Origin of the sequence: Mesotoga sp. H07.pep.5.3, assembly GCF_002752615.1 — a bacterium.
GTDB classification, from domain to species: domain Bacteria; phylum Thermotogota; class Thermotogae; order Petrotogales; family Kosmotogaceae; genus Mesotoga; species Mesotoga prima.
Genome location: NZ_AYTV01000002.1, coordinates 70,914 through 96,241, shown reverse-complemented (window position 1 = coordinate 96,241; position 25,328 = coordinate 70,914). Strand labels below are relative to the sequence as shown.

The 25,328-nt window shown below is 44.3% G+C and carries 22 protein-coding genes; 16 read left to right on the top strand and 6 right to left on the bottom strand.

Annotation, left to right across the window (positions count from 1 at the left end):
• The first annotated feature begins 88 nt into the window (after positions 1-88).
• From V513_RS01440 to V513_RS01415, 6 genes are all read left to right on the top strand, one after another.
• Positions 89-1,324, top strand: a complete 1,236-nt coding sequence (locus V513_RS01440) for an ABC transporter substrate-binding protein (protein ID WP_099771375.1) — start codon at positions 89-91, stop codon at positions 1,322-1,324.
• Between the two features lie 69 nt (positions 1,325-1,393).
• Positions 1,394-2,323 (top strand): branched-chain amino acid ABC transporter permease, encoded by a 930-nt coding sequence (locus V513_RS01435; RefSeq protein WP_006486839.1) that lies wholly within the window; start codon positions 1,394-1,396, stop codon positions 2,321-2,323.
• Complete coding sequence (locus tag V513_RS01430; RefSeq protein WP_006486837.1) at positions 2,320-3,258, top strand: branched-chain amino acid ABC transporter permease; 939 nt, start codon at positions 2,320-2,322, stop codon at positions 3,256-3,258. The genes V513_RS01435 and V513_RS01430 overlap by 4 nt, the downstream gene beginning before the upstream one ends.
• Before the next feature lies 1 nt (position 3,259).
• Positions 3,260-3,976 (top strand): ABC transporter ATP-binding protein, encoded by a 717-nt coding sequence (locus V513_RS01425; RefSeq protein WP_039882236.1) that lies wholly within the window; start codon positions 3,260-3,262, stop codon positions 3,974-3,976.
• Positions 3,976-4,680, top strand: a complete 705-nt coding sequence (locus tag V513_RS01420) for an ABC transporter ATP-binding protein (RefSeq protein ID WP_006486833.1) — start codon at positions 3,976-3,978, stop codon at positions 4,678-4,680. Before V513_RS01425 ends, V513_RS01420 begins: the two co-directional genes overlap by 1 nt.
• Positions 4,681-4,886: 206 nt before the next feature.
• The gene (locus tag V513_RS01415) at positions 4,887-5,675 is read left to right on the top strand and encodes an alpha/beta fold hydrolase (RefSeq protein WP_099771473.1); all 789 of its coding nucleotides are present in this window, start codon (positions 4,887-4,889) and stop codon (positions 5,673-5,675) included.
• A gap of 77 nt (positions 5,676-5,752) precedes the next feature.
• On the opposite strand, the gene V513_RS01410 is transcribed toward V513_RS01415, so the two are convergent.
• The gene (locus V513_RS01410) at positions 5,753-6,853 is read right to left on the bottom strand and encodes an ArsR/SmtB family transcription factor (RefSeq protein WP_006486829.1); all 1,101 of its coding nucleotides are present in this window, start codon (positions 6,851-6,853) and stop codon (positions 5,753-5,755) included.
• Positions 6,854-7,350: 497 nt separating this feature from the next.
• Here V513_RS01410 and V513_RS01405 point away from each other — a divergent pair, with 497 nt between their 5' ends.
• The 5 genes from V513_RS01405 to V513_RS01385 all read left to right on the top strand — a co-directional run bounded on the left by V513_RS01405 (position 7,351) and on the right by V513_RS01385 (position 13,825).
• Positions 7,351-8,526 carry an ROK family transcriptional regulator gene (locus tag V513_RS01405; protein ID WP_006486827.1) on the top strand — a complete coding sequence of 392 codons (1,176 nt, stop codon included), beginning with the start codon at positions 7,351-7,353 and terminating at the stop codon, positions 8,524-8,526.
• 12 nt (positions 8,527-8,538) lie between these two features.
• Positions 8,539-10,014: a xylulokinase gene (xylB, locus tag V513_RS01400; RefSeq protein ID WP_099771374.1), complete on the top strand. Its 1,476-nt coding sequence runs from the start codon at positions 8,539-8,541 to the stop codon at positions 10,012-10,014.
• A gap of 14 nt (positions 10,015-10,028) precedes the next feature.
• On the top strand, positions 10,029-11,351 hold the full coding sequence (xylA, locus tag V513_RS01395; RefSeq protein WP_039882234.1) for a xylose isomerase: 1,323 nt from the start codon (positions 10,029-10,031) through the stop codon (positions 11,349-11,351).
• Between the two features lie 489 nt (positions 11,352-11,840).
• Positions 11,841-12,467, top strand: a complete 627-nt coding sequence (locus V513_RS01390) for a YkgJ family cysteine cluster protein (protein ID WP_039882342.1) — start codon at positions 11,841-11,843, stop codon at positions 12,465-12,467.
• A 107-nt stretch (positions 12,468-12,574) separates the two neighbouring features.
• Positions 12,575-13,825 carry a hypothetical protein gene (locus tag V513_RS01385; protein ID WP_099771373.1) on the top strand — a complete coding sequence of 417 codons (1,251 nt, stop codon included), beginning with the start codon at positions 12,575-12,577 and terminating at the stop codon, positions 13,823-13,825.
• Between the two features lie 81 nt (positions 13,826-13,906).
• Here V513_RS01385 and V513_RS01380 read toward each other — a convergent pair whose 3' ends face one another.
• Complete coding sequence (locus V513_RS01380) at positions 13,907-14,416, bottom strand: winged helix-turn-helix domain-containing protein (RefSeq protein WP_257211862.1); 510 nt, start codon at positions 14,414-14,416, stop codon at positions 13,907-13,909.
• Positions 14,417-14,579: 163 nt separating this feature from the next.
• On the opposite strand from V513_RS01380, the gene V513_RS01375 reads away from it, so the two are divergent.
• Both V513_RS01375 and hcp read left to right on the top strand, forming a co-directional pair.
• Positions 14,580-15,359 (top strand): hypothetical protein, encoded by a 780-nt coding sequence (locus V513_RS01375; protein ID WP_006486818.1) that lies wholly within the window; start codon positions 14,580-14,582, stop codon positions 15,357-15,359.
• Positions 15,360-15,441: 82 nt separating this feature from the next.
• Positions 15,442-17,100 (top strand): hydroxylamine reductase, encoded by a 1,659-nt coding sequence (gene hcp, locus V513_RS01370; protein ID WP_014731023.1) that lies wholly within the window; start codon positions 15,442-15,444, stop codon positions 17,098-17,100.
• On the opposite strand, the gene V513_RS01365 is transcribed toward hcp, so the two are convergent.
• Together V513_RS01365 and V513_RS01360 are read right to left on the bottom strand one after the other, a co-directional pair.
• Positions 17,060-18,085, bottom strand: a complete 1,026-nt coding sequence (locus V513_RS01365; protein WP_014731022.1) for an alpha/beta hydrolase — start codon at positions 18,083-18,085, stop codon at positions 17,060-17,062. The two genes, hcp and V513_RS01365, sit on opposite strands and share 41 nt — an antisense overlap.
• 19 nt (positions 18,086-18,104) lie before the next feature.
• Entirely contained in the window at positions 18,105-20,219 is a 2,115-nt protein-coding gene (locus tag V513_RS01360; protein WP_099771371.1) for a hypothetical protein, read from the bottom strand.
• A 345-nt stretch (positions 20,220-20,564) separates the two neighbouring features.
• Between V513_RS01360 and V513_RS01355 the strand changes: the two genes are divergently transcribed.
• From V513_RS01355 to V513_RS01345, 3 genes are all read left to right on the top strand, one after another.
• Positions 20,565-21,614: an acyltransferase family protein gene (locus tag V513_RS01355; protein ID WP_006486813.1), complete on the top strand. Its 1,050-nt coding sequence runs from the start codon at positions 20,565-20,567 to the stop codon at positions 21,612-21,614.
• A gap of 141 nt (positions 21,615-21,755) precedes the next feature.
• On the top strand, positions 21,756-22,715 hold the full coding sequence (locus V513_RS01350; RefSeq protein ID WP_099771370.1) for a hypothetical protein: 960 nt from the start codon (positions 21,756-21,758) through the stop codon (positions 22,713-22,715).
• Positions 22,712-23,191: a hypothetical protein gene (locus tag V513_RS01345; RefSeq protein WP_099771369.1), complete on the top strand. Its 480-nt coding sequence runs from the start codon at positions 22,712-22,714 to the stop codon at positions 23,189-23,191. The genes V513_RS01350 and V513_RS01345 overlap by 4 nt, the downstream gene beginning before the upstream one ends.
• A 2-nt stretch (positions 23,192-23,193) precedes the next feature.
• On the opposite strand, the gene V513_RS01340 is transcribed toward V513_RS01345, so the two are convergent.
• On the bottom strand, positions 23,194-24,294 hold the full coding sequence (locus V513_RS01340; protein ID WP_257211886.1) for an ArsR/SmtB family transcription factor: 1,101 nt from the start codon (positions 24,292-24,294) through the stop codon (positions 23,194-23,196).
• 127 nt (positions 24,295-24,421) lie between these two features.
• Positions 24,422-25,216, bottom strand: a complete 795-nt coding sequence (zupT, locus tag V513_RS01335; protein ID WP_006486808.1) for a zinc transporter ZupT — start codon at positions 25,214-25,216, stop codon at positions 24,422-24,424.
• Positions 25,217-25,328 lie beyond the last annotated feature (112 nt).

The window sequence follows — 25,328 nt, the reverse complement described above, 5'->3', positions numbered from 1 at the left end:
AATCGCATATACTGCGTTTCCGTAATGAGGTTTGGATGTACTAGTGCACCAAAAATCATCTTGAACAACCTACTTAGGAGGTGGGAAAGTGAAAAGAGCACTGTTAGTATTATTGGTGGTAGCTGTAACTGCTTTTGTTGCATTTGCCGCCACTCCAATCAAGATTGGTGCCGTCGTACCCTTGGGAGATATCACGGGCGACCAGTCTGCAAAGGCAATGAAGCTTGCTATCGACGAAATCAACGCTGCAGGGGGATTACTTGGTAGACCTCTGGAGCTAATTGTAGTGGATAGCGAGCTGAAGCCCGAAAAGGGAGCTGCAGCAATTGAGAAACTTGCTACAGTAGATAAGGTTGATTTCTTTGTTGGAGGTATGGCATCTTCAGTCCATCTTGCGCAGATCCCAGTAATGAAAAGGTATCAGAAGATCACTATCTGGAGCGGCGCGGCTTCATATCTATGCGAGAATGCAGTTGGACCGGACGCCGACTGGTATTTTCATCTTCATCCATGGGACTACCAGCAGGGTGCCAGCTACGGTCTGGGTTGGACAGAATTAGCTGAGGCTTATCCCGACATCGAAATTGAGAAGATCTTCCTTGCCTATGAAGAAGGCGGTTTTGGATCTGCCTCTCATGAATCCTATCTTGTGCTTCAATCTCAGGCCAATCAGGGAGAAGGTGCGTGGGCAGCTGTCATGGGAGACTATATGGGAGTCTCCTTCAAGAGTGCAGCGCTTGGTGGAGGAGACTACAGAGCAATGCTTCAGCAGGCTAAGGCCTATGACCCGGACCTTTTTGTTTGGGCAGGTTACGATGCCGATGCTCTTCCGATGCTTCAGCAGGCTAAGGAAATTGGTTTTGCTCCAAAGTTCTTTGTTGGAGCACCTCCAGGCTGGCCGGCACATTTCGGAGATTCTCCTCTAGCAGAAGCGGTAACACTCTACGGAATGTGGGCACCAACAATAAACAAGGTAAGTCCAACTGCAGAGCACTTCTGGAATGCTTACATCGAAAAGTACAATGAGGAACCGGCAACTTATTTCGCACCACTGGGATATACAAACATCTACTTCCTTGCGGAAGGAATCAAAGCCGCGGGAACTCTGGACAAGGCAGAACTGATAAAGGCACTAGAAGAAGTAGAATACGCTTCACCGATAGGAGAAGTCCTAAAGATGTCTCCAAGCAATGTAATAAAGCATCAGGGATTCACTGGCCAGAAAATACTTCAGTGGCAGGGCGGAGAACAGCAGGTTATTTGGCCGCTTAATCTCAAGACCGCTGAACCGATTTATCCATTTCCTTCTTGGGAAGGAAGATAAGTAGTGTGAGGTCGGGCACTCGTGCCCGACCTTACTATCTAATAAGCTGTAGCTTGGGTGGTGACTGACTTGGAGAGCATCTCGTTCATGAGAAAGCACAGGAATCTCTTTCTCCTGATTGCTGTAATTGTCGTGGTGGCTATTTGGAAGCCTCACGCCGCCATATATGGACTCCAAAGAGGAAGCCTATATTCTTTGGTCGGTTTGCCTCTTTCGTTAACCCTTGGAGTTGTAGGAATTATGAACCTTGCCCACGGCGATTTCCTCTCGCTGGGTATTTATTTTGTCTATCTTTTTGCCACAAACCTAGGAATGGATCCTCTCGTGTCCATTATCCCAGTCTTTTTTCTATTGTTTGGGCTCGGAGTGGTGATCTATAAGTTGACTATTACGAGAGTAATGAAGTCAGGACATTTGAACCAGTTGCTTCTCACATTTGGGATATCGATGATTTTATTGGAAGCAATGAATGTCATCTGGACATCAAGACCTAGAAGTGTCTACGTTGAGTACTCTTCTTCGTCTACAACAATTGCAGGTGTAAGATTCGGCACCTATGAGCTCTTGTATGTTGTTTTTGCTTTCGCAGTGCTAATTGCACTTCAGCTCTTTCTGAAGAAGACGAGACTGGGGCAGGCAACTTTTGCCGTCGGTCAGAATCCACAGGGCGCGAAAATTGTTGGGATCAACACGGGTTTCGTGTATCTCTTTGTGTTTGGAATATCGATTGCTATTCTGGGAATTGCCGCAGGAGTCATGGTACCAAGATTTGCAATCTTTCCTTCTGTGGGTTCGGCATTTACAATGAAGTCTTTCTGTCTAGTTGCAATGGCTGGACTTGGAAATCTTACCGGAATTCTTGTTAGTGGTATTGTTCTTGGAGTTGGGGAAGCTATTGTGCAATCTATACCTGGTTATGCGGGCTGGTCAGACATAGTATTCTTTGGAGTTCTGATAGCTGTCATAATGATCAGATCCCTAAGGAGGCAATCATTATGAAGATCACAAAGTCACTTGTTATTATCATGTTGCTCATCGCGGCTGCTCTTCTTCCCGTTGTGACTGAGGCGTACTTCATAAGTGTTGCCATAACTATCTTGACGTTCATGACGTTGTCGATCAGCTGGGATATGATGCTCAGAACAGGTCAGCTGTCTTTTGGTACGGCTGGTTTTTTCGGACTCGGTGGTTATACGGGTATCATTGCAGTCGCTGACTTCGGTGTGGACCCACTTGTAGGGATTATCCTGGGAGGTCTTTTGGCTGGAGGTGTCTCTCTCTTGCTGGGTATGGCAATTCTGCGATTGCGTGGTTTGTATTTCGCAATAACAACAATGGCTCTCGCAAGCGTATTCATGGTAATCATAAGGAATTTGAACAAGCTTACCGGAGGCCCAAGTGGAAAGATAGTTTATACAACTCTTTTTAACTACGACTCTGTCAAAGTTTATTGGCTCATGTTGGGTATTACAGTGGGTACAATTGTGGTTTCAGAAGTGTTTCAGAGAACTAGAGTTCATTTTGCGATCGATTCTATTAGAGCCGATGAAACAGTAGCTAAGTCTCATGGAGTAAATATCTACAAATATCTGATATTTGTTTTTGTTGTGACTTCGATAATACAAGGAGTAATAGGTTCAACATATGCACTTCAGTATGGATTTGTTTATCCAGAGAGCAGTTTTTCAGCTCATTATCTTCTTCTACCGATAGCCATGGCGTTGGTGGGAGGAATATACTCAACTATTGGCCCAGTCCTTGGCGCGATTATTCTGGGTCTTTCATCTGAGTATCTCAAGTTAATAATGCCCTATGGACATTTGATTATCTACGGTGTAATCATAGTTGTGGTAGTTCTCTTTTTGCCGAACGGTGTGTATGGCGCAATCAAAGATGTTACTGGATTCAGAAAACGCCGTCTGGAGGAACGATAAAATGAGTATACTTAAGCTTGATAAAGTCACAAAACGTTTCGGTGGACTAGTCGCCGTAGATAACGTCTCTATGGAGATCCAGCAGGGTGAAATTCTCGGTTTGATTGGACCAAACGGTGCAGGGAAGACGACTCTAACAAATCTTATATCGGGAGTCCATATGGTGAGCGAGGGGAAAATTATATTCGACGGCATCGATATCACTTTTCTTCCAGCACACAAAAGATGCAACCTTGGGATCGCAAGGACTTTTCAGATTGCTCGACCGTTAAAGAACCTCACAGTAGTTGAAAACATAATGGTCGGAGGACTTTTTGGAAACGGTGAAAAGCTTAAGGAGAGCAAAAAGAGCGCTCTTATGCTTTGTGAAACAATAGGACTTGAAGAGCCCGACCAAACTCTTGATAAGATAACTGTTCTTGATATCAAGAAGATAGAGATCGCAAGAGCGATGGCCACAAAACCGAAGATCCTCTTTCTTGACGAGGTTATGTCGGGATTAAACATGGACGAAACCAGAGAAATGATAGATACCGTAAGAAAGATTAGAGGAACAGGCGTGACGATATGCATAATAGAGCACGTCATGAGCGTAATTAGAGAAATAACGGAGCGAGTCATAGTACTTGATAGGGGTACTATCCTTGCAGAGGGACCTTACAGTGAAGTATCGCAACAGCACAACGTCATAACTGCTTATTTGGGGGAGGATGCCTGATGCTCGAAGTCAAGAATCTATTTGTCTCATACGGGAGGATTCAGGTAATTACGGACTTCTCCTTCAATGTCGGAGCGGAAGCTGTTGGGCTTTTCGGTCCTAACGGTGCAGGAAAGACAACTCTGATCAACTCGATCATTGGTCTCGTAAAGCCAAGGTCGGGTGAGATTCTCTTCGAAGGCGAATCGCTGCTTCCTTATGAAACACACTCCATCGTAAGAAAAGGGATTTCAGTTGTGCCTCAGGATGGTGAGCTGTTCCCAATTATGACTGTTTTAGAGAATCTCAAGATCGGTGCATCCTATATAAAGGAAGCTAGAGACAAAGTAAATGAGAGGCTGGAATTTGTGTTCGAAATTTTCCCAGTACTCAAAGAGCGGGCCTATCAACTGGCTGGAACAATGAGCGGTGGGCAACAGAGAATGCTTGCAGTTGGACGATCTCTTATGGCAGTCCCACGGCTTCTAATTCTAGATGAGCCATCAGTAGGACTTCAGCCCACTTTGGTTACAGAGCTCTTTGAGAAACTCTCAATGATCAAATCCGAGGGAGTTTCCATGATCCTTTCCGAGCAAAACGTTCGACAGGGCCTAAAAGTCATTGATAGGGGCTATGTCATAGAAAATGGGACCCTTGCAATTGAAAGCACTGCTGATGACCTGATGCACAACGAACACGTAAAGCGCTCATACCTGGGTTTGTAGAAAGGAGATTATTTGAGAGGTGAGTGTGTATACTTGAAAAGTTGCTCATAGTCTTCTTTGGAATATGCGCACTTGGAGCAAATTTCTTTCGGACTGAGAGACTTTTCGCCTATGAAACCAAAGAGGTTTCCTCGAACTGTGCTTTAAATGTTAATATGAGAAGTGAGGAACACAGAACACACAAGTCTGACAGGAGGGATCTGGTAATGGAAAGGTCAATAGCCGAACAGTACGTAAGGATAGTTGACAAAAAGATCTTCTATCTTGAAACAGTGGGCGACGATGAGATTCCCGTGGTATTCGTCCATGGTAATTTCGCGTCGAGCAAATGGTTTGAACCTGCTCTCAAGATTCTCCCCAGTGGATTAAAAGGTTATGCAATCGACCTGCCGAATTTCGGGAGATCTGACAGACTTGAAGAGGTGAGTATCGATAATTACGCCAACTACGTGATTAATTTCATACTTGAGATGGAATTAGATGGTGTGGTTCTTGTTGGCCATTCTCTTGGGGGAGCTGTTGCTCAGAGTGCAGTCATTAAGAGGCCTGATCTGATCGATCGAGTCATTTTGGTGGATCCTGCCCCTCCCGATGGTCTAAAGACTCCAGAAGAGGTTTACCCATATCTGGAGATGTACAGAGGAAATAGAGAGCTTCTTAAAAAGGCTCTGATTGGTGTAATGCCGACCCGTGAAGTAGACGAGTTTCTTGAGCAGCTTGTCGACGAGGCTCTGATGATGGATGGAAGATGTTTTGTAGAGAACGCTAGAGCGCTTGAAAAGTACGATTTCACTGAAGCGCTCAGTGAGATTGAGGTTCCACACCTTGTTATAGTTGGAAAGCTTGACAATATTGTTACTGAAGAGATGGCAAGGAGATTCGAGAAAATACTCCAGGATGTTGAAATCCGTGTGCTTCCTGACTACGGACACAGTGTTATTCTTGAGGACACGGAGTTGTTTGTGAAGATTCTGGAAGATTTCATCGAGCGATAGGCGAAACAGTTCAAATATAAACGGGGCTGAAGAGCCCCGTTTCTGTTTAAATAGGGTTGATCTGATCGTTGTTCGATTTAGTTCTGCTCTTCAAGCAGCTTATCAAGCGATTCGCTAACAAGCCTCTTGAGTTCTTTTGCATTGACTGTGTATTCAACATACTCACCATTATAAACGCTTTCAAGGAGCCTCCCCTTTTTGAGCTTTTCGAGATGATTGCTCAGGTCGCCGGCGGAGATTCGCAATTTTTTCGCAAGGGAAACTGGTCGATGAGGCTCTCTGCTAAGTTCTCTAAGTATTGCAAGCCTTTCTTTGTGGGCCAGAGCGCTAAAGACGTCGATACACTGTAGTTTCTCATCTTTCTCCCTGAAGGGGACTTCTATTCTGTCATATCCGAGAATAAAGAGGTACCTGTCTTTCATAACCATAAGGCCGGCTTGATCTAGGCCCAGGAATGGCGATACACTCAATTCTATAGTTTGAACCGTCTCGAGGATGTCAAAGAAACTCAAGAGGTTCAATTTTTCAATATACGATGTGCCCCCCTTTCGAATGTATTCCTCAAGGTTCTTCAGATGCTTCTCGTTCGACCTCCTAACTTCGTCCCGCATTCTGTTGAAAACATTTTCAAGGAACCATTCAAAGAGATATATCAGATCCTGTTTTGTTTCAGCCGGGTTTTCAAGAAATCCAAGAAGATTTGCCTTTTGAAAAGACGAGAAAATAGTACTCTCAGTTATGAAAAGGAGCATCTCCTTTTCATCTACCGTCAGCCTTTCAACTAATTCCTCGAATTGAGAAGAGTCTCTAGACTTGACATCGGTTCCAAATCCAGTTCTTAGGAAACGCCCTAGTATGCTTTTCTCGGATGTGCTCTTGAGAGCTTTGATGAACTCCTCGGGTTCTCGTAGATTTCTCTCCTGGACAAGAGAAAAGGTTCCTGCGCCGAAGTACGTTTCACAGTCAAAAAATCGCTCGAGAAGCTCTTTTATATCGTCAGGAAGAATCTTCTTTGTTTCCTTTGCCCATTCAAGGAGCTCTGGGTCAGGCACAAACTGATCTTTGAAATCTTGTTCTTTGTAGGCTTCGATTATCATCTCATTACAGTTGACCCTCATAAGACAAAGAAGAAAATCATAAGCAGGCCAATCTATATACTTGATTCGTTCGAGAAGCACAGGCAGGACCTCCTTGTAATAATCCTTGAGACAATTATACTAAAGAACTGCTTGTTGATCATTCAATTCAAAGATAACAAGTAAGGCCATTTATGCCAGAAATGAATGACCATAAAACAAACCGCTTTTGAAGAGTCTCGGGTTCGATAATCAAAATAATCGGCAAAAAACCGACAGATTCTGGAAATTCTCGGAACTGGCAGTAACTTTCATCGTTAGCATCATTCATTTAGCTGATAGAATCATACTAGCGATTCAAATCCGTCCAGGCCTCAAGTAAGAATCACTTGTCCGTTATTCTTGAGTTTCGCTGCTTGGTCGGAAAGTTTTTTAGAGTCTGGGCGAAGAAGATTCTTTCAATTGTTTGCGGCAATAAATAAATTAGGAAGAATCATCTTATGGGCGATATTCCCCACCAGCTGTCTCTAAACGGTTCTGTTTAGATTTAATCAAATCTCTTATTAATAGTAAGCTAGAGTAGAAAGGGGGATTTCAGCTTGGTTGGTAAAAAGCTGGATTCAGAGAATATTGGAAGATCAAATAGAAAGCTGATTCTTCAGTTGCTTAGAAAGAATCCCGCTACTACTCGAAGAGATCTTGCAGTAGCATCGGGGTTGAACCCAAGCACGGTGACGAAAATAATCAAGGATTTTCTATCAATGGGTCTTTGCGAGGAAGTGAGAGCAGAAGAGACCGGTCGAATTGGGAGAAAGGCAATCGTCCTTAGACTAAACAGAAAGGCGTTCATGTCTGTAGTCATCGATATTGGTGTCGAAGAGACAATTATAGGTAAGGGATTCTTTGATGGCTCAGTTTCAGTTGTGAGTAGATTTAGAACTCCACGTGACTTTGATCAGTTCATGGATCTCTTAACTAAAAAGACTTCCTTGATTTCGAGAAATATTCCAAAATCCAGATTCCTCGGATACTCGTTGTCAGTTCCGGGAATCGTTGATGTGGAGAATTCCAGAATCGTATACGTGCCTCATCTCGGATGGAAGGATCTCGTACTCAGAGAACGGCTCTCTCGACGGTATCCGGTTTTTCTTGATAATGAAGCAAATCTCTCGTTGATTGCTGAGAAGTGGAACAATCCAGATGTAGTGTCAGTAAGAGATATTGTCTTCGTCTATGTATCTGAGGGAATCGGGTGCGGTGTTATGTTTGACGGCCAGATTTATAGAGGGCGCGATTATTCTGCCGGCGAATTTGGCCACATGACGGTTCAGACTGATGGCAAGAAATGCTACTGCGGAAACTTTGGTTGCTGGGAAACTATCGCCTCTACTGAAGCCATCGTCAATCTAGCAACTGAGTTGGGGCTTGAACTCAAAGGAACCAGTAACAACGAGAAGTATCTCAACTGTCTGCGCTCAACAGATGCAAGTTATGAACCACTTCTTCGTGAGATCGAGAGAAGCCTTGGCGTAGGAATTGTTAACATCGTAAATTCCTTGGATCCGGAAGTTGTTGTTCTTGGCGGAGTTGCTTCGATACTTCCGGAAGTATCATTGCGCAATCTGCTCGATTTTGTCAACTCAAGGGTTCTATACGCTACTGGGCAGAACGTGAAAGTAATAAGGAGCATGCTCCACGAAAAAGGCATGGCAAGCTCGAAAATGATAGGAGCAGCTCTACACATAATTGATCGTAAGACGGTCGATTTAGTATAAAGGAGATTTGTCATGGGTACGTTTTTCGGTATAGACGTAGGAACAAATTCTGTTAAAGGAATCTCGGTTGATAAGAGCGGAAAAATCTTGACTTCTTCTTCAAAACCTATTCCTATGGAAACCCCGAAGCCCGGTTGGGCACAGCAACATCCAGAGATTTGGTGGGACGCAGTTTGCGTTGTTTTGAGAGATCTAGTTGCAAAGGGAGGTCGACTGCCATCGGCAATTTCAGTCAGCGGTCAAATGCATTCCCTTGTTGCCGTTGATGCAGAAGGGAAGGTTGTCTATCCGGCGATCCTTTGGTGCGATCAGAGAACTGAAAGCCAGTGTGCAAAAGTTACGGACTTGTTGGGAGGAGAAGAAAAAGTAATAGGAAGTTTCGGAAATCCAGTACTGACAGGATTCACGCTTCCCAAAATCCTCTGGTTGGCAGAGAGTGAGCCTGAGAGGTTCAAGAAGATCAAGAAATGGATGCTTCCGAAAGACTACGTCGTAATGAAATTGACAGGACGTGTTGTAACTGACTTCTCCGATGCTTCAGGAACTTCCATGCTGGATATTGAAGGGGAATTCGATGAGAGAATTCCAGAAATAATCGGTATTGATCCTCGTTCATATCCCGAATTGGTCGGGTCAGGTACGATCGTGGGGACAGTAAGTTCGCCCTCCCTTTCGGAGCTAGAAGGCATCCCGGTAGTTAACGGAGGAGCAGATAATGCCTCGTCGGCGTATGGTTGCGGCGTCGAGAAGATTGGAGACGCAATGATAAGCATCGGGACCTCCGGTACAGTGGTAGCCTTGACTAAACGGGGGATACCAGATAGATCTGGCGGAATTCATCTTTTTAGACATGTCACAGGTAGGGATTTCTACCATATGGCGGTAATTCTTTCAGCGACGAATTCGCTAAACTGGTTTAAAGATAGATTTGGAAACGACCTTTCTTTTGAATCACTTGAAGAGATGGTTAAACAGACACCCGCAGGATCAGATGGAGTGGTTTTTTTGCCGTACTTGAATGGGGAGCGAACGCCTCATCGTGATCCCAGCGCAAGAGGAACGCTTTTCGGCTTTTCCTCTTTTCACAGCAGAGGCGATGTATTTCGGAGCATATATGAAGGAGTGGGCTTTGCTCTCAGAGAAGGGGCAGAGCTGATCGAGAGTCTCGGATCAGAGATGAATAACGTCAGAATTGTTGGCGGCGGTTCAAGGAGCGAAACGTGGTGTCAAATCGTTGCCGACAATCTTGGCAAGACGATTTGGCTCCCGGAAGTGGATGAAGGGGCAGCTTACGGTTCGGCTCGCCTGGCTGCAGAAGCTCTTGGCATAGGCACTTCATCATGGATAAGGATGAAGAAAGAATTCAGACCGAACGGGGATGTCAGGGCGGTTTATGACAATGTTTTCTCAATATACAAAGAGTTGTATCCAAAAATAAGAGACAGCTACAAGAAGATAAGTAAATTGCAGGAAAGTATCACGAAATGAAAGGAGGAAGGGGAATGAGCGTCTTCGACAAAATAGAAAAGATTCAGTACAAGGGCCCGGATAACAAAGATCCAATGGCCTTCAGCTTCTACAATCCAGAAGAGGAGTTCATGGGGAAGACCATGAAAGAGTATCTTCGATTCGCGGTTGCCTTCTGGCACACCTTTCAGGGTGATGGGCTTGATATGTTTGGGAAGCCCACAATGAGAAGAAGCTGGGATTCCATCAAGGATCCCATTGATCTAGCAAAATTGAAAGTTGATGCCGTCTTCGAACTTTGTGAGAAGCTGAGTATTGACTTCTTCTGTTTCCACGATCGAGACATAGCTCCTGAAGGAGAGACTCTCAGAGAGACGAACAAGAATCTAGACGAAATTGTGAGACATATTTCCGATCATTTAAGGACGAGTAATGTCGGTATACTGTGGGGAACGGCAAATCTCTTCTCGAGTCCCAGGTTTATGCATGGAGCGGCGACATCATGTGATGCAGACGTCTTTGCGTACGCCGCTGCCCAGGTGAAAAAAGCAATCGAGGTTACGAAGGAACTTGATGGGAAGAACTACGTCTTCTGGGGTGGAAGGGAAGGATATGAGACTCTACTCAACACTGATATGGGTCTAGAACTGGAAAATCTTGCAAGATTCTTCCACATGGCAGCAGATTACGCCAAAGAGATAGGTTTTTCTGGGCAGTTCCTCATAGAGCCCAAGCCTATGGAACCGACCAAGCATCAGTATGATTTTGATGTTGCGAATGCACTGGCCTTCTTAAGAAAATTCGGTCTAGAAGAGAATTTCAAGTTCAATGTTGAAGCAAACCATGCGACCCTCGCAGGTCATACCTTCCAGCATGAACTAAGGTTTGCAAGAATCAACGATTTGCTTGGAAGCGTTGATGCCAATCAGGGTGACCCTCTTCTGGGGTGGGATACAGATCAATTTCCAACCGATCTCTATTCGACGACCCTTGGGATGTACGAGATAATCAAGAACGGAGGATTAAATCCAGGAGGCTTGAATTTCGATGCAAAGGTGAGAAGAGGTTCTTATGATGAGCGGGATCTATTTATCGGACACATTGCCGGTATGGACACATTTGCTCTGGGATTGAAGGCGGCAGCCAAACTAATCGACGAAGGTACCCTGGAAAGTCTCTTGAAAGACAGATACAGGAGTTATCAATCGGGTGTAGGCAAGGAGATCACCGAAGGCATAGCAGACTTCAGGTCGCTTGAAGAATACATAATCGACAAGAAGAACCCTCTTCCAGAACCTTCAAATCAGGAGTATCTTGAAAGGCTGGTGAACTGGGCGATAATTTCGGCGGGAAAGTAATCTTAACCCTCTGAGAGCAAGGCGAGCAATCATAATTGGTTGCTCGCTTCTTTTTGAAGCACGGAGAAATCTATTTGCACTGCTTGAACTTTATTTTCATACTTTCCGATCGATTGTTCCTTTGTTATCGAGTCAAAACAGTTGTATACTGAGCGGCTTTCAGCTCTCCTCTTTAGAGATCATGATTATACGTACTTTTTCTTGGAGTTCTGTCAAAAGTCTTTGAAATGCCTTCGAAACTAACTGCCGAAAAAGACGAAGTCTCCGGTTGTCAGTTAAGGTCCATAGTTCACTGAATTGTGGATTTCAAAATCCGTGAACAACAAAGGAAATTTCAATCAAAATGTCAACAAGTTTGCTTCTTTCTGACGGAATAAATTCACCTCTCGATCGCGGTATATCCATGGAGAATTTACTTTCGACGAATTGATTCGTTCGCTGCAAGGTGGGATGATCTTCTCAGTATGTTTGCGGGAGGTAATACCTTTGATGAGCGGTTTATCGTTTGATGATCTGTATCAAAAGGCTTCTGAGGTTCTAGAGATTTATAACGATGCCTGTAGAACAATTAGAGATATTCAGATAGAGACTGGTTTAAGATGCCTGCCTTCATGTAGAGAGTGTTGTAAGACATCCGGTGACTCCATTCAGGTGACAATTACAGAGTTTCTTCCTCTTTCGCTGAGACTCTGGAACGAGGGTAGAGCAGACGACTTACTTCGAAGGCTAGAAGATGTTCCTGACAGTGATCGCTGCATTCTCTTCGAAGGTTCTGGAGAGATTAGAAATGAAGGTGGTTGCACCGAATATGCTTTTAGGCCACTAATTTGCAGGCTCTTTGGCTTCTCAGGAGTAATCGATAGGTTGGGTCGGGTGGCCCCGGTGATCTGCAAATACGTAAAAACGGGCTATCCGCTTTCTGTTGAAAGGTTCACCGAGAAATTTTCTTCAGGGCTTGAGATTCCAGTCTTCTCAGATTATTTGAAACGGGTACAGGGAATTGATCCTCACATGGGCTCGAGAACTTATTCAATAAACTCGGCCTTGAGAAAGGCGCTTGAGTATGTAGGAATGAGATTCTACTATTCTTCAAAAGGGTTTGACAGGACGGCCTGAATTTCTGGAGAGTCACTCGACAAAAGTATCATAAAGCTTCTCTTGGTAGTACAATTCTTCTGAACCAGTTTCGATATCCGAGTCTAGAAGAATCAGGAGGTGTAATAATGAAGAAACTCTTGCTCATCGCACTGACTGTAATATTTGCTGTCGGACTTTTTGGGCAGCTCGGACTGAGAACCCTGACTCCAGAACCAACTGAGACTGCCGATGCGTCGGAAACGGGAGAAATTGTACCCGATAGTGAGGAGTTGAATACACTTTCTCTGAGAACCATTGATCCTCTGCTTGTTTCCTTCAGAGAAGGATGGACGTCTCCCGACGATCCCTCCTGGAAAGTGGAGATGATAGGGTCTACGGAGATAATGATTCCCCAGGATTTCTCAATCTTTCAGGAGAAGACCGGTCTAAACTACGATGTGCAGATTTTTGACAAGGAAGGGCTTCTTTTTGGAAGGCTATTTTTGTATCAGCTCGAGTCTTACGCCCGGTCAGAGCTGATTAGTGCCGTTGTAGGTTCTCTCTATGGAGAAGGCGCAACAACTGAGAGTAGCTACGAGGAGACTGTTGAACTGCATGACGGACGGATAGCTTTCCTTGTTTCTCTTAAAATCAGGCCGGAAGTCGATTATCCATTTGTAGTTGTTTACTCTCCATCGGAAGAGGCAGAGACAACTGAGCCCGGTGCAGTTACAATGTGTGTTTTTGAGCCCCTTCATTATTCAGGAAGCGAGCTCGACAATGCTAAGGAGATAATTGCCGGAATCGTGGGGAGCCTTATCTCGGCTGAAGAAGAACCCGAAGAGGAAGAAGAAGTCATTGCATTGCCTTCTGAGAAAGAGGAGCACACAGATATTTTCGTCAGGATGGTTGAATCGTTGCTGAGCGAAGAAGACCTCGATATATATATCGACGACTGGATAGAAGTTGAAGGAGATTACTTTGGGTTCATGATGCCGCCTGACTTCTCTGTGGAGTTTATTCTGGCAGATTACTTCGAAGTGGCCGATCTGAGATTACAGGGTATAGTTGTGGGTAAGATCTTCGTTGGTGAGTGGGAAGAGTCAGCTTCCACAAGCGACGTGCTAAATCAATACGTCTATCAGTACCTAGGTAGTTTCGGTGACTATGAGCTGGTGGATAGCTATACTGGTTATGTGGATCGCGAGTCCGTAGTGAACGTCTATGCTCTCGACTTTTCGGGACAGCTCTGCTGGATGGCCCTCTATTCTGAATCGCATGATGCTGAGTTCTTTGGCCCCGGAGAATACTTTGTCCTTCTGGGATTGGCAGACTACGAAGAGGCGGTTATGTGGGCAGAGTGGTACACCGGGATCCTAGCGACGCTTGACTTCTAGTTTATAGTGAGTATTACTAACAACATTCAGGAGACGTTTAAGGCGTCTCCTGAATTTTTTTCACAACGATAACATAATGCGCTACTTTTCTGATTTCTCTTCGACTTTTTCGGCTTCTGTGTCAAATAACCACTGAAGGAACTGAACAAACCCGCTTCCAGCGGATTTTATTGTGGTTTTAAGTGCTTCTGCAGCAGTCTTTGCCTCTTCCCTGTAAACTGCTATTCCAGATGAACTAGTGTGACCACCTTGAAGAGATTGAATTTTCTCCTCAAGCTGTTTTGTCGCAGCTCTTTCTTTGTCAAGTTCAGCCTTCAGCAATTTGTTTTCTTCTTCAAGACATGCAATTCTCTCTTTAAGCTTCAGAGTCTCGGTAGATGTGCGGCTATCTTTTTGCTCGCCACTAACCGCTCTGTGTGCGGCTTCGACTACTGTGAGCCCTTGAGAAGTGTAGTCAGGCATCTTCTTGACGATCTCGACAACTTCTTCGCTTACTTCGTCGATAAGACCTTCTTCTATTAAGACTTTCACATAGTTTCGTACCGTTTCGTACCTAATACCACTTCGCTCAGACAGTTCTTTGAAAGTCACAGTGATCACCCCGTGAGAAGCTTGTTCATCATCACTCTCAGTATATCAGAAGAATTGACATTTAATAGAAACTTTGCAGGCACTGCCGGTTTTTTCATTCCGGCTAGATCAGTATTTGTTATGATTGTCTTAGATTCTATTTTCGAGTGAGTGAGGCGAGAGTATGAGAAAAGTATTCGTGATTGCACTGTCTTTCTTTGTGCTTCTAAGCTCGCTTTTTGCCGTTTTTATGGAGGAAGATCTGTCTGCTTTACAGTTTGGTTTTTCTGGAAAGGTACATACTGTACAGATAGAGATAGCAAAGTTAGGAGCAGAACTATTGATTTCCGATCCGGAGACGCTGACCTTTAATGAAAAGGGTTTTCTAATCTCGAGGGAGACTGAAGAAGTGAAGATAGAATACTTCTATGACGACTCCGGCAGACTGAGAAGAAAGGACTTCATCAACCGAGACGGTACAGTTTTCCAGAGGGTTGAAGTGCTCTATGAAGATGATCACTACGATGCCGTGGCCTTTGACGATTCAGGTATTGAACTCGAAAGAACTCGCTACTGGATTAACAGCGAAGAAAGAACTCTGATCTTTTCTGTTGAAACCGAAACTGGCGTTTCAACGAATACTCTCTTCTTCGATGAGAACGGAAGAAAATCAGAGAGGTATTCCCTCATTCGAGAAAACGTTTCTGAACTAGATATGGAGGTTAACATAGTAGTGGAAAGCACATTCACTTATGATTCCAATGGACATTTGGTGGGCGAGAAGACAGTAGTTAGGGTTAGAAGGGAAGGCAGGGAACAGGCTTCGGAGTTCAGAAGTCGAATCGATATACTCCTCACGGACGAACAAGGCAACCCTGTTCGGGAACTTAGGAGAATTGAGTTCCTGGATAGCTCAAGCGCTCCCGAAGAATTTATTTACTCAAGGGTGTACACATATTATTGATCGATCTCCTGTGTAACATATGTTACCGATTCTCCCTCTGGGCGTCTGTAAGATAATTACTGTCAGTAAAGGAGGGATTAGATTGTTTTGTTTTCAGTGTTCTGAATCGATGAAGGGTACTGGCTGCACTGTCCAAGGTATCTGCGGAAAGGAACCGGAAGTAGCCGATCTCCAGGATCTTCTGATATGGATTTTGAAAGGGATTTCCTTGTGGGGCGTCAAAGCGCAAGAAATGGGAGTGAAAGATTCTGAAACCGGTCTTTATGTTGCTGAAGGCCTCTTCACAACGATTACAAATGTGGATTTTGATCCCGAGAGTCTGGGTAAGAAGATTGACAGGGCCCTCAATGTAAGAAGACGAATCGAAAGAATCTTCAAAGAGGCTTACAGAAAAGAGAAAGGAAAGGAATTCAGCGAACCGATGCCTGAAGCATGCACTTGGGAGTCATCACGTGGAGTGGAGTCTTATAAGGCCAAAGGTGCTCAAGTGGGTGTTCTTGATACGCAGGATGAAGATATTCGTTCGTTGAGGGAGCTTCTCACCTACGGCCTAAAAGGAATTGCAGCATACACAGATCACGCCTATATCCTAAAGCACTCTGACAATTCTATACTAGACTTTCTTCAGGAGGCGCTCGCTTCCTGTCTTAACGACTCATTGACAGCTGAAGACTACGTTGCGCTAGTTTTGAAAGCGGGCGAGTATGCAGTTAAGGCAATGGCTTTACTGGACGAAGCAAACACCGGCAGCTATGGAAACCCGGAAATCACGTCAGTCTATACCGGCACGTATGAAGGACCGGGGATATTGGTTAGTGGGCACGATCTTCTTGATCTAGAAGAGCTCCTGAAACAGACCGAGGGAAAGGGAATAAATATATATACTCATGGTGAAATGCTTCCTGCGAATGGTTATCCCGGACTGAAAAAGTTCTCTCACCTCAGAGGCAATTTCGGAACGTCCTGGTACAATCAGCAGAAGGAATTCGAAGAATTCAAGGGTCCCATTCTAATGACCACGAATTGTATTCAGAGGCCGAGGGAATCTTATAAGGACAAGATATTTACTACTGGTCTTGTCGGATGGCCCGAGGTATCGCACATCCCAAACAGAGTTGACGGGAAAGAGAAGGATTTCACGCCGATCATCGAAAAGGCTCTTGAAATAGGCGATATCGGAGCTAGACCAGGCAAGAAAATCGTTGTTGGGCTGGCCCACGATCAGCTGTCAAAGGTCTCCGATAAGATAATTGATGCAGTGAAAACAGGTGCAATTAAGAAGTTTGTGGTAATGGGCGGTTGCGATGGACATGCTAAAAAGAGACAGTACTACACGGACCTGGCCGAGAGGCTGCCTAAAGACATGGTAATATTAACCGCGGGTTGTGCAAAATACAGGTATAACATGCTAGATCTGGGCGACATAGGAGGCATTCCCAGAGTAGTAGACGCAGGGCAGTGCAACGATTCATACTCGTTGGTTGTGACTGCCTTGAAGCTTAAAGAGGCTTTCGGTCTGGAGGATATAAATGATCTCCCAATCGAGTATGATATTGCCTGGTACGAGCAAAAGGCGGTAGCTGTACTCCTTGCGCTTCTATATATGGGAGTAAAGGGGATTCGTTTAGGTCCGGTACTGCCAGCTTTCATTTCACCGAATGTTCTGAAAGTTCTTGTGGAAAACTTCGATATAAAGCCTATTAGAACCGTAGAAGAAGATTTATCCGAGATTGTTGGATAATCATTTGCCTTTGAAAGAAGCCGACAACTATTTTTGCGACATCTATAAGTGAAGGTTTGATTTCTCCTCCGTCGGGCACCAACCCGTGCCCGGCGTTTTCTACCACCACCAGTTTGCTATAGCATCCGGCAGCAGTGAGCTCTTCGAAGAAGCGTTTCGATTGATCGACCGGTACGACAAGATCGCTATCACCCTGAACTATCAGAAATGGTGGGGAATCTTTATTTACATAGTTGATTGGACTCGCCTTTCTAAGTATTCCCTCTTCATTCCCAAAGATCAACTCCGCTACCTCTCTCTCAATACCTTCGAATAGGGCTTCAAGATCGGTGGGTCCGTAGAGATCAGCGACACAGAAAAGATTTTCATCCTGACCTGAGTATTTGTCTTCAGAAAACATGCCGGTATTTGCCGTCAATGCAGCAAGCGTTACAAGATGTGCACCGGCGCTTGTTCCGAAGCCTCCGATTGCTTCAGGATCAATCAGTAATTCGGTGGAATTTTCTCTTACAAATCGAATTGCCGTTTTTACGTCAATGACCTGCGATGGGAACTTCCATTTGGGGGCGAGCCGGTAGTCGATGGAGAATACGATGAATCCGGCTCTTATAAGCTCACCGGTAACTACTACGCCGGGTCCACTCCTTTTGTCTCCAGTAATCCAGGCGCCTCCGTGAACATACAGTATTGCAGGTCTTGGAGCAGTAGTTCTGGCAGGATAGTAAACATCCATTGTGAGTATCTCTCCATCAACTTCCGAATAAACGACATCCTCTTTAACCACAAAGTCAACTGCAGGGAATTCTTCGGTATCGACTTTGAGACTCTCAAGAGAGAAATCTCTGGCCGTTCTTGAGGCCAGAAATAATTGCTTAAGAAGCTCTGCAAGTTCTCCAATCTCCGACAATGAATAAGCAGAGAAATTTGTCGGGCATAGCAAGACACAAGAAGTGGCAATAATAAGGATTTCTCTTTTCAGTTTCATTCTCGCGAAACCCTTCCCGTTAAGGAAGGATATTTACCACTCCCAGCACGATAGCTGCCAGAGAGGAAATTACTGCCACAGTCAACCAGATGTTATTTGTTCTTCTCAGTGAAGAGATCTCTTGCGCCGTGGCTTCTCTAGATTGTTTTACTGCTTCTTCAGTTATTGTGATAATTTCCTCCCGGGTGACCAGTGTTTTTTTTAGTTCTTTCGTCAGAGTTGACAGCTGATCTCTGGTCTTTGCAAGATCCTCTTGGGTAAGCAGCAAGTCATTTTCGATCTTTTGAATCGCCTTCAGGTTGCTATCTATTGCTGCAACGGAGCCGTCGAAATTTCCCTTCATGCTGTCAAGACCCACAGATACTCCGACAAGAGAGTCTTCAAGAACCCCTAGTGAAAGTTCCAGCTCAGCTACTGAACTCCTTATTTCGGAGAGGTCTGCGTTGATATTTATGATGGCGTCGGATAACTCATTTATGGAATTTTCGAAGGTTTCGATCGATACTCCTTCGGGAGGAATAGATTCTCTCAAGGTTATCAGCTCGGAGTTGAATTTTACAAAGCCCCGTGACAAACTGTCGGCAATTTCCCTGAGCTGGAGTATCTCAGTTTCAAGTTCATCCATATTTATCTTGCCTGTTCCAAAGACACTGGTTTCGAGATTTCCGACCTTTTCCTCGAGTATTGGGATAATATCTTCTGCTGAAGAATAAAAGACTTCTAGTGAACTTATTCTGTCAGAGAGAATGCGAGTTGCAGATTCCGAAGCGGAAAGCCTGGCCTTGATCTCTTCAAAATCAGACAGAGAAGTTTCTGCGGCGATTACCCTCTTCTCAATGTCTGAGAAAGCCTCGGATAGTGAGCTAAACTTCTCCATCTGAGAGAGGGCCTGTTCTGACACGTAGTCGGACAGTGCATCTACTTCAGCAGTTATTTCGGCGAGCAGCTCATTGTTTGTGCCGATGCTTTCGCTGCTAGTCTTCGCAGAGAGCTCTACAGAGTTCAAGCGAGCTGTCAGACTGTCAAGTGCATCTCCAAGCTCATTCCTGACTGTGCTGATTTCTTCCGACTGCAACCCGATAAAACTTTTCATTTCTTGCAGTTCGTTTTCAGCAGCTGATAACGACGCAGTAATCTCGCCGATCTTATCGTTGATCGAAACAATATCTTCGGAATCGGATTGTTGAGGTGTGATCTCGCGCAGACTCTTAACCGTGTTCTCTAGATTCTCTATAGATAACTGAAGGCCGGTCTGAGAAGCTTCCAGTGTCTCGATTTTCGAAATCTCGTCGCTCCATTCTGCTAATGATGAGTACAAGCGATCAAGCGATTCGCTTAGTTCTTCAAACTCGATCCTGGTAATGGGATTATCAACAACGCTTTCTTCAAGAGCGGTCAATCTGTTTTCTATAGTCATCGCGAACTCTTCGGTGTCAAAAGCGCCTTCATCAACCGCAGCTTTGTATTCGGCAAGTGCAACCTGTGTGTCAAGAAAGAGAGTGTTCAGTCTCCTGAATTGAAGATTAAGTCCCTCCACATTGTCCTGCAAGAAGTCGAGTCTATCGTTCAAATCGGAAATGCTAACGGTTAGAGAATCGTAGTTGTCGTTTCCTTCCACGTCAACTTCCGAGGCTGTTTCCACCAAAGTTACTGGAGCCATCTCCACTACTCTGTCGGGCTCAGATGTCTTAACTCTCCAGGGAAGCAGAATCTGCTGGATTCTTATGTCCATGAAGTAGTCTTGCAGAGGTGTCTCTGATGTGAGTACAAGAACTCCTCCAGAAGGCAAAGAAAACGGTAGTTCCACGGGAGAGGTGAGATCTTCCACTTTATAGATTTTGAAAGCCACTCTAGAGTCGTCTTCACTGTTGATTATTACAACGTTGTTGATTTCGATATCCATCACTCTGGTCGACCTGACAACGAGTATGCCCAACAGATTTTGACCATCCGAAAATCTAATTTCGGAATCGGTAGCAGCATAAGTTGGAACGAAACGAGCATCGAAACCCGCTCCTGAAAAAGATACGAAGTCTTCGCTCTTCAACAAAAGGTTGTTGAACAACTCGTCGAATTGTTGAGCGAATGTTATACATGAAATAACCACTACCGTCATCAGAATGATCTTTTTCATATATCACACCTCCTGCCAGTTGGCCGCTAAACTCGTGGATTTTTATTTCGAGAACTATTCGTATTGCTTTACTAAGTTTCAACTCCGCGAATTCCTTATATAGATAAGTATATCAATGGCGGCGTTATAATTCAGCATTGTGTGACTTTGGAATTGTTGTAACCGGGTCAGTTAACCTTTCTTTTGTTTCTCTCCAATATTAAGGAAGACAGGGAATATTTCGGAAAATGATAGCCACTGATTGGCTTCCGATAACCGTGTCACGCATCTAAAGAGAAGTACCTTAAATGAATCCATATCGCCTGTGTTATACTGTCTATGAGATTTTGTGCGGGGTGTTTATTCTTGTCGAGACGTCGGATTGAGGGCCTCACTTCTAGTGATGAAAGAGTTGTCTGGATAGATGTTGCCAGAGGCTTTTTGATGGCGCTGGTCGTTATGTACCATACGCTCCCTCCGCAGATCGCTGCTAATCTCATTAACCCTGCAGCATGCACCTTCTTTTTTCTTTCCGGGCTTATATCTAGGGATATACCGCTGAAAGATAGTATATCTAAGAGATTCAAACAGATCATGATTCCGTACTACACCATGGCTTTAGCAAATACCGCTATTTGGCTTATAGCAAGAGCAATAGTGCCGAGGCAAGAGATGAATTTCACTTTGGGGTCTGTGATAGCAAACATCTTAACTGTTAGGACGGCGGTTGGCATTATTCCTTTGAACATAATTCCTCTATGGTTTCTCCCCACCGTCTTTGTCATGGAAATATACTACTCGCTTCTGAGAAGGCTTAGAATACTGATTGTTGGGATCACCATAGGTTTTGTTTCCATGTACTTTTTTTATGGATCGCTTCCATTCAAACTCGATGTAGCGCTTGCCGTCCTTCCTTATTTTGCGTTGGGTAAGTTTGTGAGATCCCGCGATCTTTTTTCAAAAAGGCTTTCATTTCTTTTCACCGCATTAGCCTGTAGCCTTTATATAATTACTTCTGCCTTTTGTAATGAAGTTTACCTGATGGAGGACTATTTCGGCACTTTGCCATTCCTTTACGTTATTGCTGCCCTTATTGGAATAATCGCCGTTTCCGGACTCTCTCAGATTCTGCAGAGAAGCAAGGCTGTGAGAAATTTTCTGTCGCTATTTGGCAGGAGAACGCTTTTTGTTCTTGGCTACCACATCGCAGCGGGGTTTCTCGTTTATCCTCTCTTCGATCTGATTGGCGACCCAATAGAGATCATGGAAAGATTCTGGTTCATTTACTGGATTATCAACATGGGTGTTCTTTATCTCATGATAAGGTATATTCCAGAGCCAGTGATAACGGCCCTTTCAGGCAGTTTCCTCGCAAAACGGCAAAGAAATCCCGAAAAGCTTACACACGGTAAATGATCGGAGGGCTTTTCGCGAGTGTCCCTACTGTTGCAGCTCGTATTCATAAAAAGCGTCGGTGGTTGTCAGTACTTGTTTGACCCGCTTACAATCGAAAAATGGTATTATCCTATTTGAAGGTATGTTACAGGAGGGATTCCTATGCTTTTTCTGCTGATAGTCGTGGCGATTTTGCTTGGCTATGTTGCATACAGGTTGATATTGAGAGAGGGAGGTATCTTTCTAGGTCCCTACGCAATCAAGTTTCGAAAGGAGCCGGGTCCTGAGGATTATCTGCGTCGCTTGAAGGAACTACAGCAACGCAATCAGGACTTCGAAAGCAGGCTTGTCCTCGGTGCTGCGACAAGCAAGTTTCCGGAGAATCTGGAGTTCTTCAAGCTTGCGATGGACAAAGTGTTTTCCGATCTAAGAGATGCTAAGAGCGAGAAGGAAGTGGAGGAAGTCTTTCTTCGAGGGGAAAGACTATTGAAGGAGTTTGGGGCTGCTTCTAGCACAAATTCCATAGGAGTTGTCACTGAGTATTCAAAGAGGCTTGTTCAAGCTCAGCAGGAGTTCTACTCTCTGAGAAAGGAAAGGGATATGGAGCTCGAGCGTAAGCGGTACGAGCGTAATGAGGAGATTCTGAAAGAGCTTGAAAGTGTTTTGGAAGGAATTAGGGCTTCAAATGATGAAATGGCTATAAGGGATGAAATGAACAATGCGGCAAGACTGGAGACCGGGCTCGACTTATCTATTCTAGATGAAGGTCAGAACGAGAGGTATCGAGAAGTGAAGAACGGGTTCTACAGGATGGCTGAAGAAAAAGTCGAATCTCTTAGAAGCGCAAGATACGCCAGGTATAATAGGAAGGCTATAGAGAGATTGAAAAAGCTTATTGATGAATTCTCCGAAAACGAAAAGGAGCTGTCCAAAAGTGGGAGTTCTCTTCCCGTGATTCTTAAAGAGAGAATTGGATCTCTCAACACTTCGTATTTTGATGGCCCTACCATGCAGTATTTTAATTATGTTTATGGTTATATCTTTTCTCTCATAGACGAAGATCTGAAGTTCGAAGTTACAAGAATCATGACAGAAACGGAAAAGGATGCGTTAGAAGTATGAGCGATGAGAAACGTATTCAACTTAAGAATCGGGGCATTCAACTTCATTCCAGCTTTCAAAATGAAAGAAGAGAAGCAGCTGAAGAAAAAGCAGATATTAGAGATGCTCTCGAATTATATGATTTTTCTCTAAAAACGAGGATTGTGTCTGACTATTCGGTTGAGAGTCTGGTTTCACTGAGCAGCATAAAGAAGATGTGCGATAACCTCGAGAAAAAGCTCGATAGGCAGAAGAAGAGCTTTAGGCCACATAGTGTTGTAATGAAGGGGGAATCGGTGACACCGGTTGAAATAATTCTCAAAGAGACTCCGTTGAAACAATGGTATACAACGGGGAAGACTCTGGGAAGTCTTGCATCGATCGGTGCCAAGGTTGCTCTACAGCTTCTCAAGAACCAAAAAGATGAAAAGTCATTCAGGAAGCTCCGCTTGCTCGAGATAGAGATAATGCATCGTAAGCTGAAAGAAGATCACTAGTCTTAGCTCGATTCAAGAAGATCTTCAAGTGCTCTAGAGATTTCTTGCCTCACGATTGCTTTGTCGAGTGTAAAATACGTTACCTGGTTCGCTTTTTTGGCTAACACCATGCCGGCTTCGCGAAGGATACCTATATGTTCCCCCACCTCATAGTTGGAAAGGTTAAGCGCTCTCGCCAACTCGTTCCCTGAAGATCGTCCCGTCGAGAGGTATCTTATTATCGCCAATCTCTTTTCGTGTGCAAGGGCATCGAAGGTTTCCGCTGTTATTTCCAGGGCCTCTTTAGGAACTGCCATTACTTCTTTGAAGCGAAAGCCGATGGTGTACATATCTTCTTTTACAAAAGGGATACTGGCGTTTGAAATAAGGAATTCCGAGAAATAACTGGGACAGATAACGGTCCTCTCAAGTACTTCACTACGAGTGAAGTCGATGTTTTTTATGATTGTCCTAAGAAATTTCTCACCAGTAGCACTAATTTCCCTTTCGATTTCATTGACCGCCTTTGAATGAATCTTTGCTATTCTAGGTTCTATTGTCGAGAACACGTTTTCGTAGAACCACTCCAGTAAGTAAAGTAGATCCTCCTTTGTTCTTTCAGGGTGAGACAACATCTCAAATAGGATAGCCTTCCTTTCGGTCGAAAATGACATATCGTTAGATACGAAGAGAAGCATATCTCTATCATTCTTCATGATTTTGTCGAAAGTATCCATATCGACAGTGCCCATTCGAGGTCCATAACCCGAATAGATGAAGTGAATTAAAAGAACTCTTTCAGGCATCTCTTGAACAAATTCGATCAAATGGCTGGCACTCTCGAGATTTGAATGGGTAATATCTGGAAGCAGACACATTCCAAGAAATGTTTCCCAGTCGAAAAACTCCTTCAGTTTTTCTACAATATCGGAGGTCAATAGTTCCCTTGTTTCTGTTACCCATGTCTGTATGTTCCTGTAAGGTTCAAACTTTCCCTTGAACTGCGGAGAAGCGAAGAGCTCGAGGAATCTGTCGTTGTTGTTCAATCTGAACATACCGTGAAGAAGGTCGCAGGCCGTACTTGACCGAACTTCCACTTTGTTTAACCAGTTCAAACGAAGCACCTCCAAAGCTTGGGAATTTCGCATATTATTGTAACACTTATTGAACCGAGCAAATCACAGAGCGATCACAAACCCGCGTCAAGCAGTTTCTCATAGAATAGCCAGATGTAGTTATATGATTGGCAATTTACAGTAGTAGCAAGCTTATTGCCATAAGACCCATCCCCGCTATCAATCCCGAAATCGACAGATGGTGTTTACCATACTTCTCTGCCGAAGGCAAAAGCTCATCAAGGGAAATGTAAACCATGATTCCAGCGACACCGGCAAATACGACACCAAACGCGATCTCGTTGAACAGAATGTTAATCAAAGAGAAGCCGATCAAAGCGCCTGCAGGTTCTGCAAGACCGGAGAGAAACGAATACAAGAAGGCTTTCTTTCTGCTACCCGTTGCATGGTATATCGGAACAGCTACAGCTATTCCCTCTGGAATGTTGTGAATAGCTATGGCGAACGCTATTGGTATTCCAAGAGAAGGCTCTTCTAAGGCAGCTAGAAATGTCGCGAGCCCCTCCGGAAAATTATGAATGGCAATTGCAAGGGCAACGAAGACGCCCATTCTCAATAGAGTCTTACTGCTTGCTTCCATTTCGTCGACGTCTCTCATTTCGTGAGGATTCTCTGCCTTAGGCACGAGAAAGTCGATCAGAGCAATAACACCTATGCCTCCGAAAAAAGCAATCACATTGACCCAGTTGCTTATGCCATCTCCCATAGCCTTCTGGAGAGATTCACCACTCTTGACAAAGATCTCCACGAAGGATACGTAGATCATTATCCCGGCCGAGAAGCCCAGTGAAACTGAAAGAAATCCCGTATTGGTTTTCTTTGTGAAAATTGCAAGAATGCTACCGATTCCAGTGGAGAGGCCCGCAAAAGAAGTTAAGAAAAGTGCTGTCCAGAAGTTTTCAGATTCCATTTTAGTCCTCCAGAGAATACCTTAGCAAGATTATACATCCATTTTGCGAACCAGCGCACTAACATGTTTGAATCGCGTAAGCAATCATATGAACAGCATAAGGACGTACCCT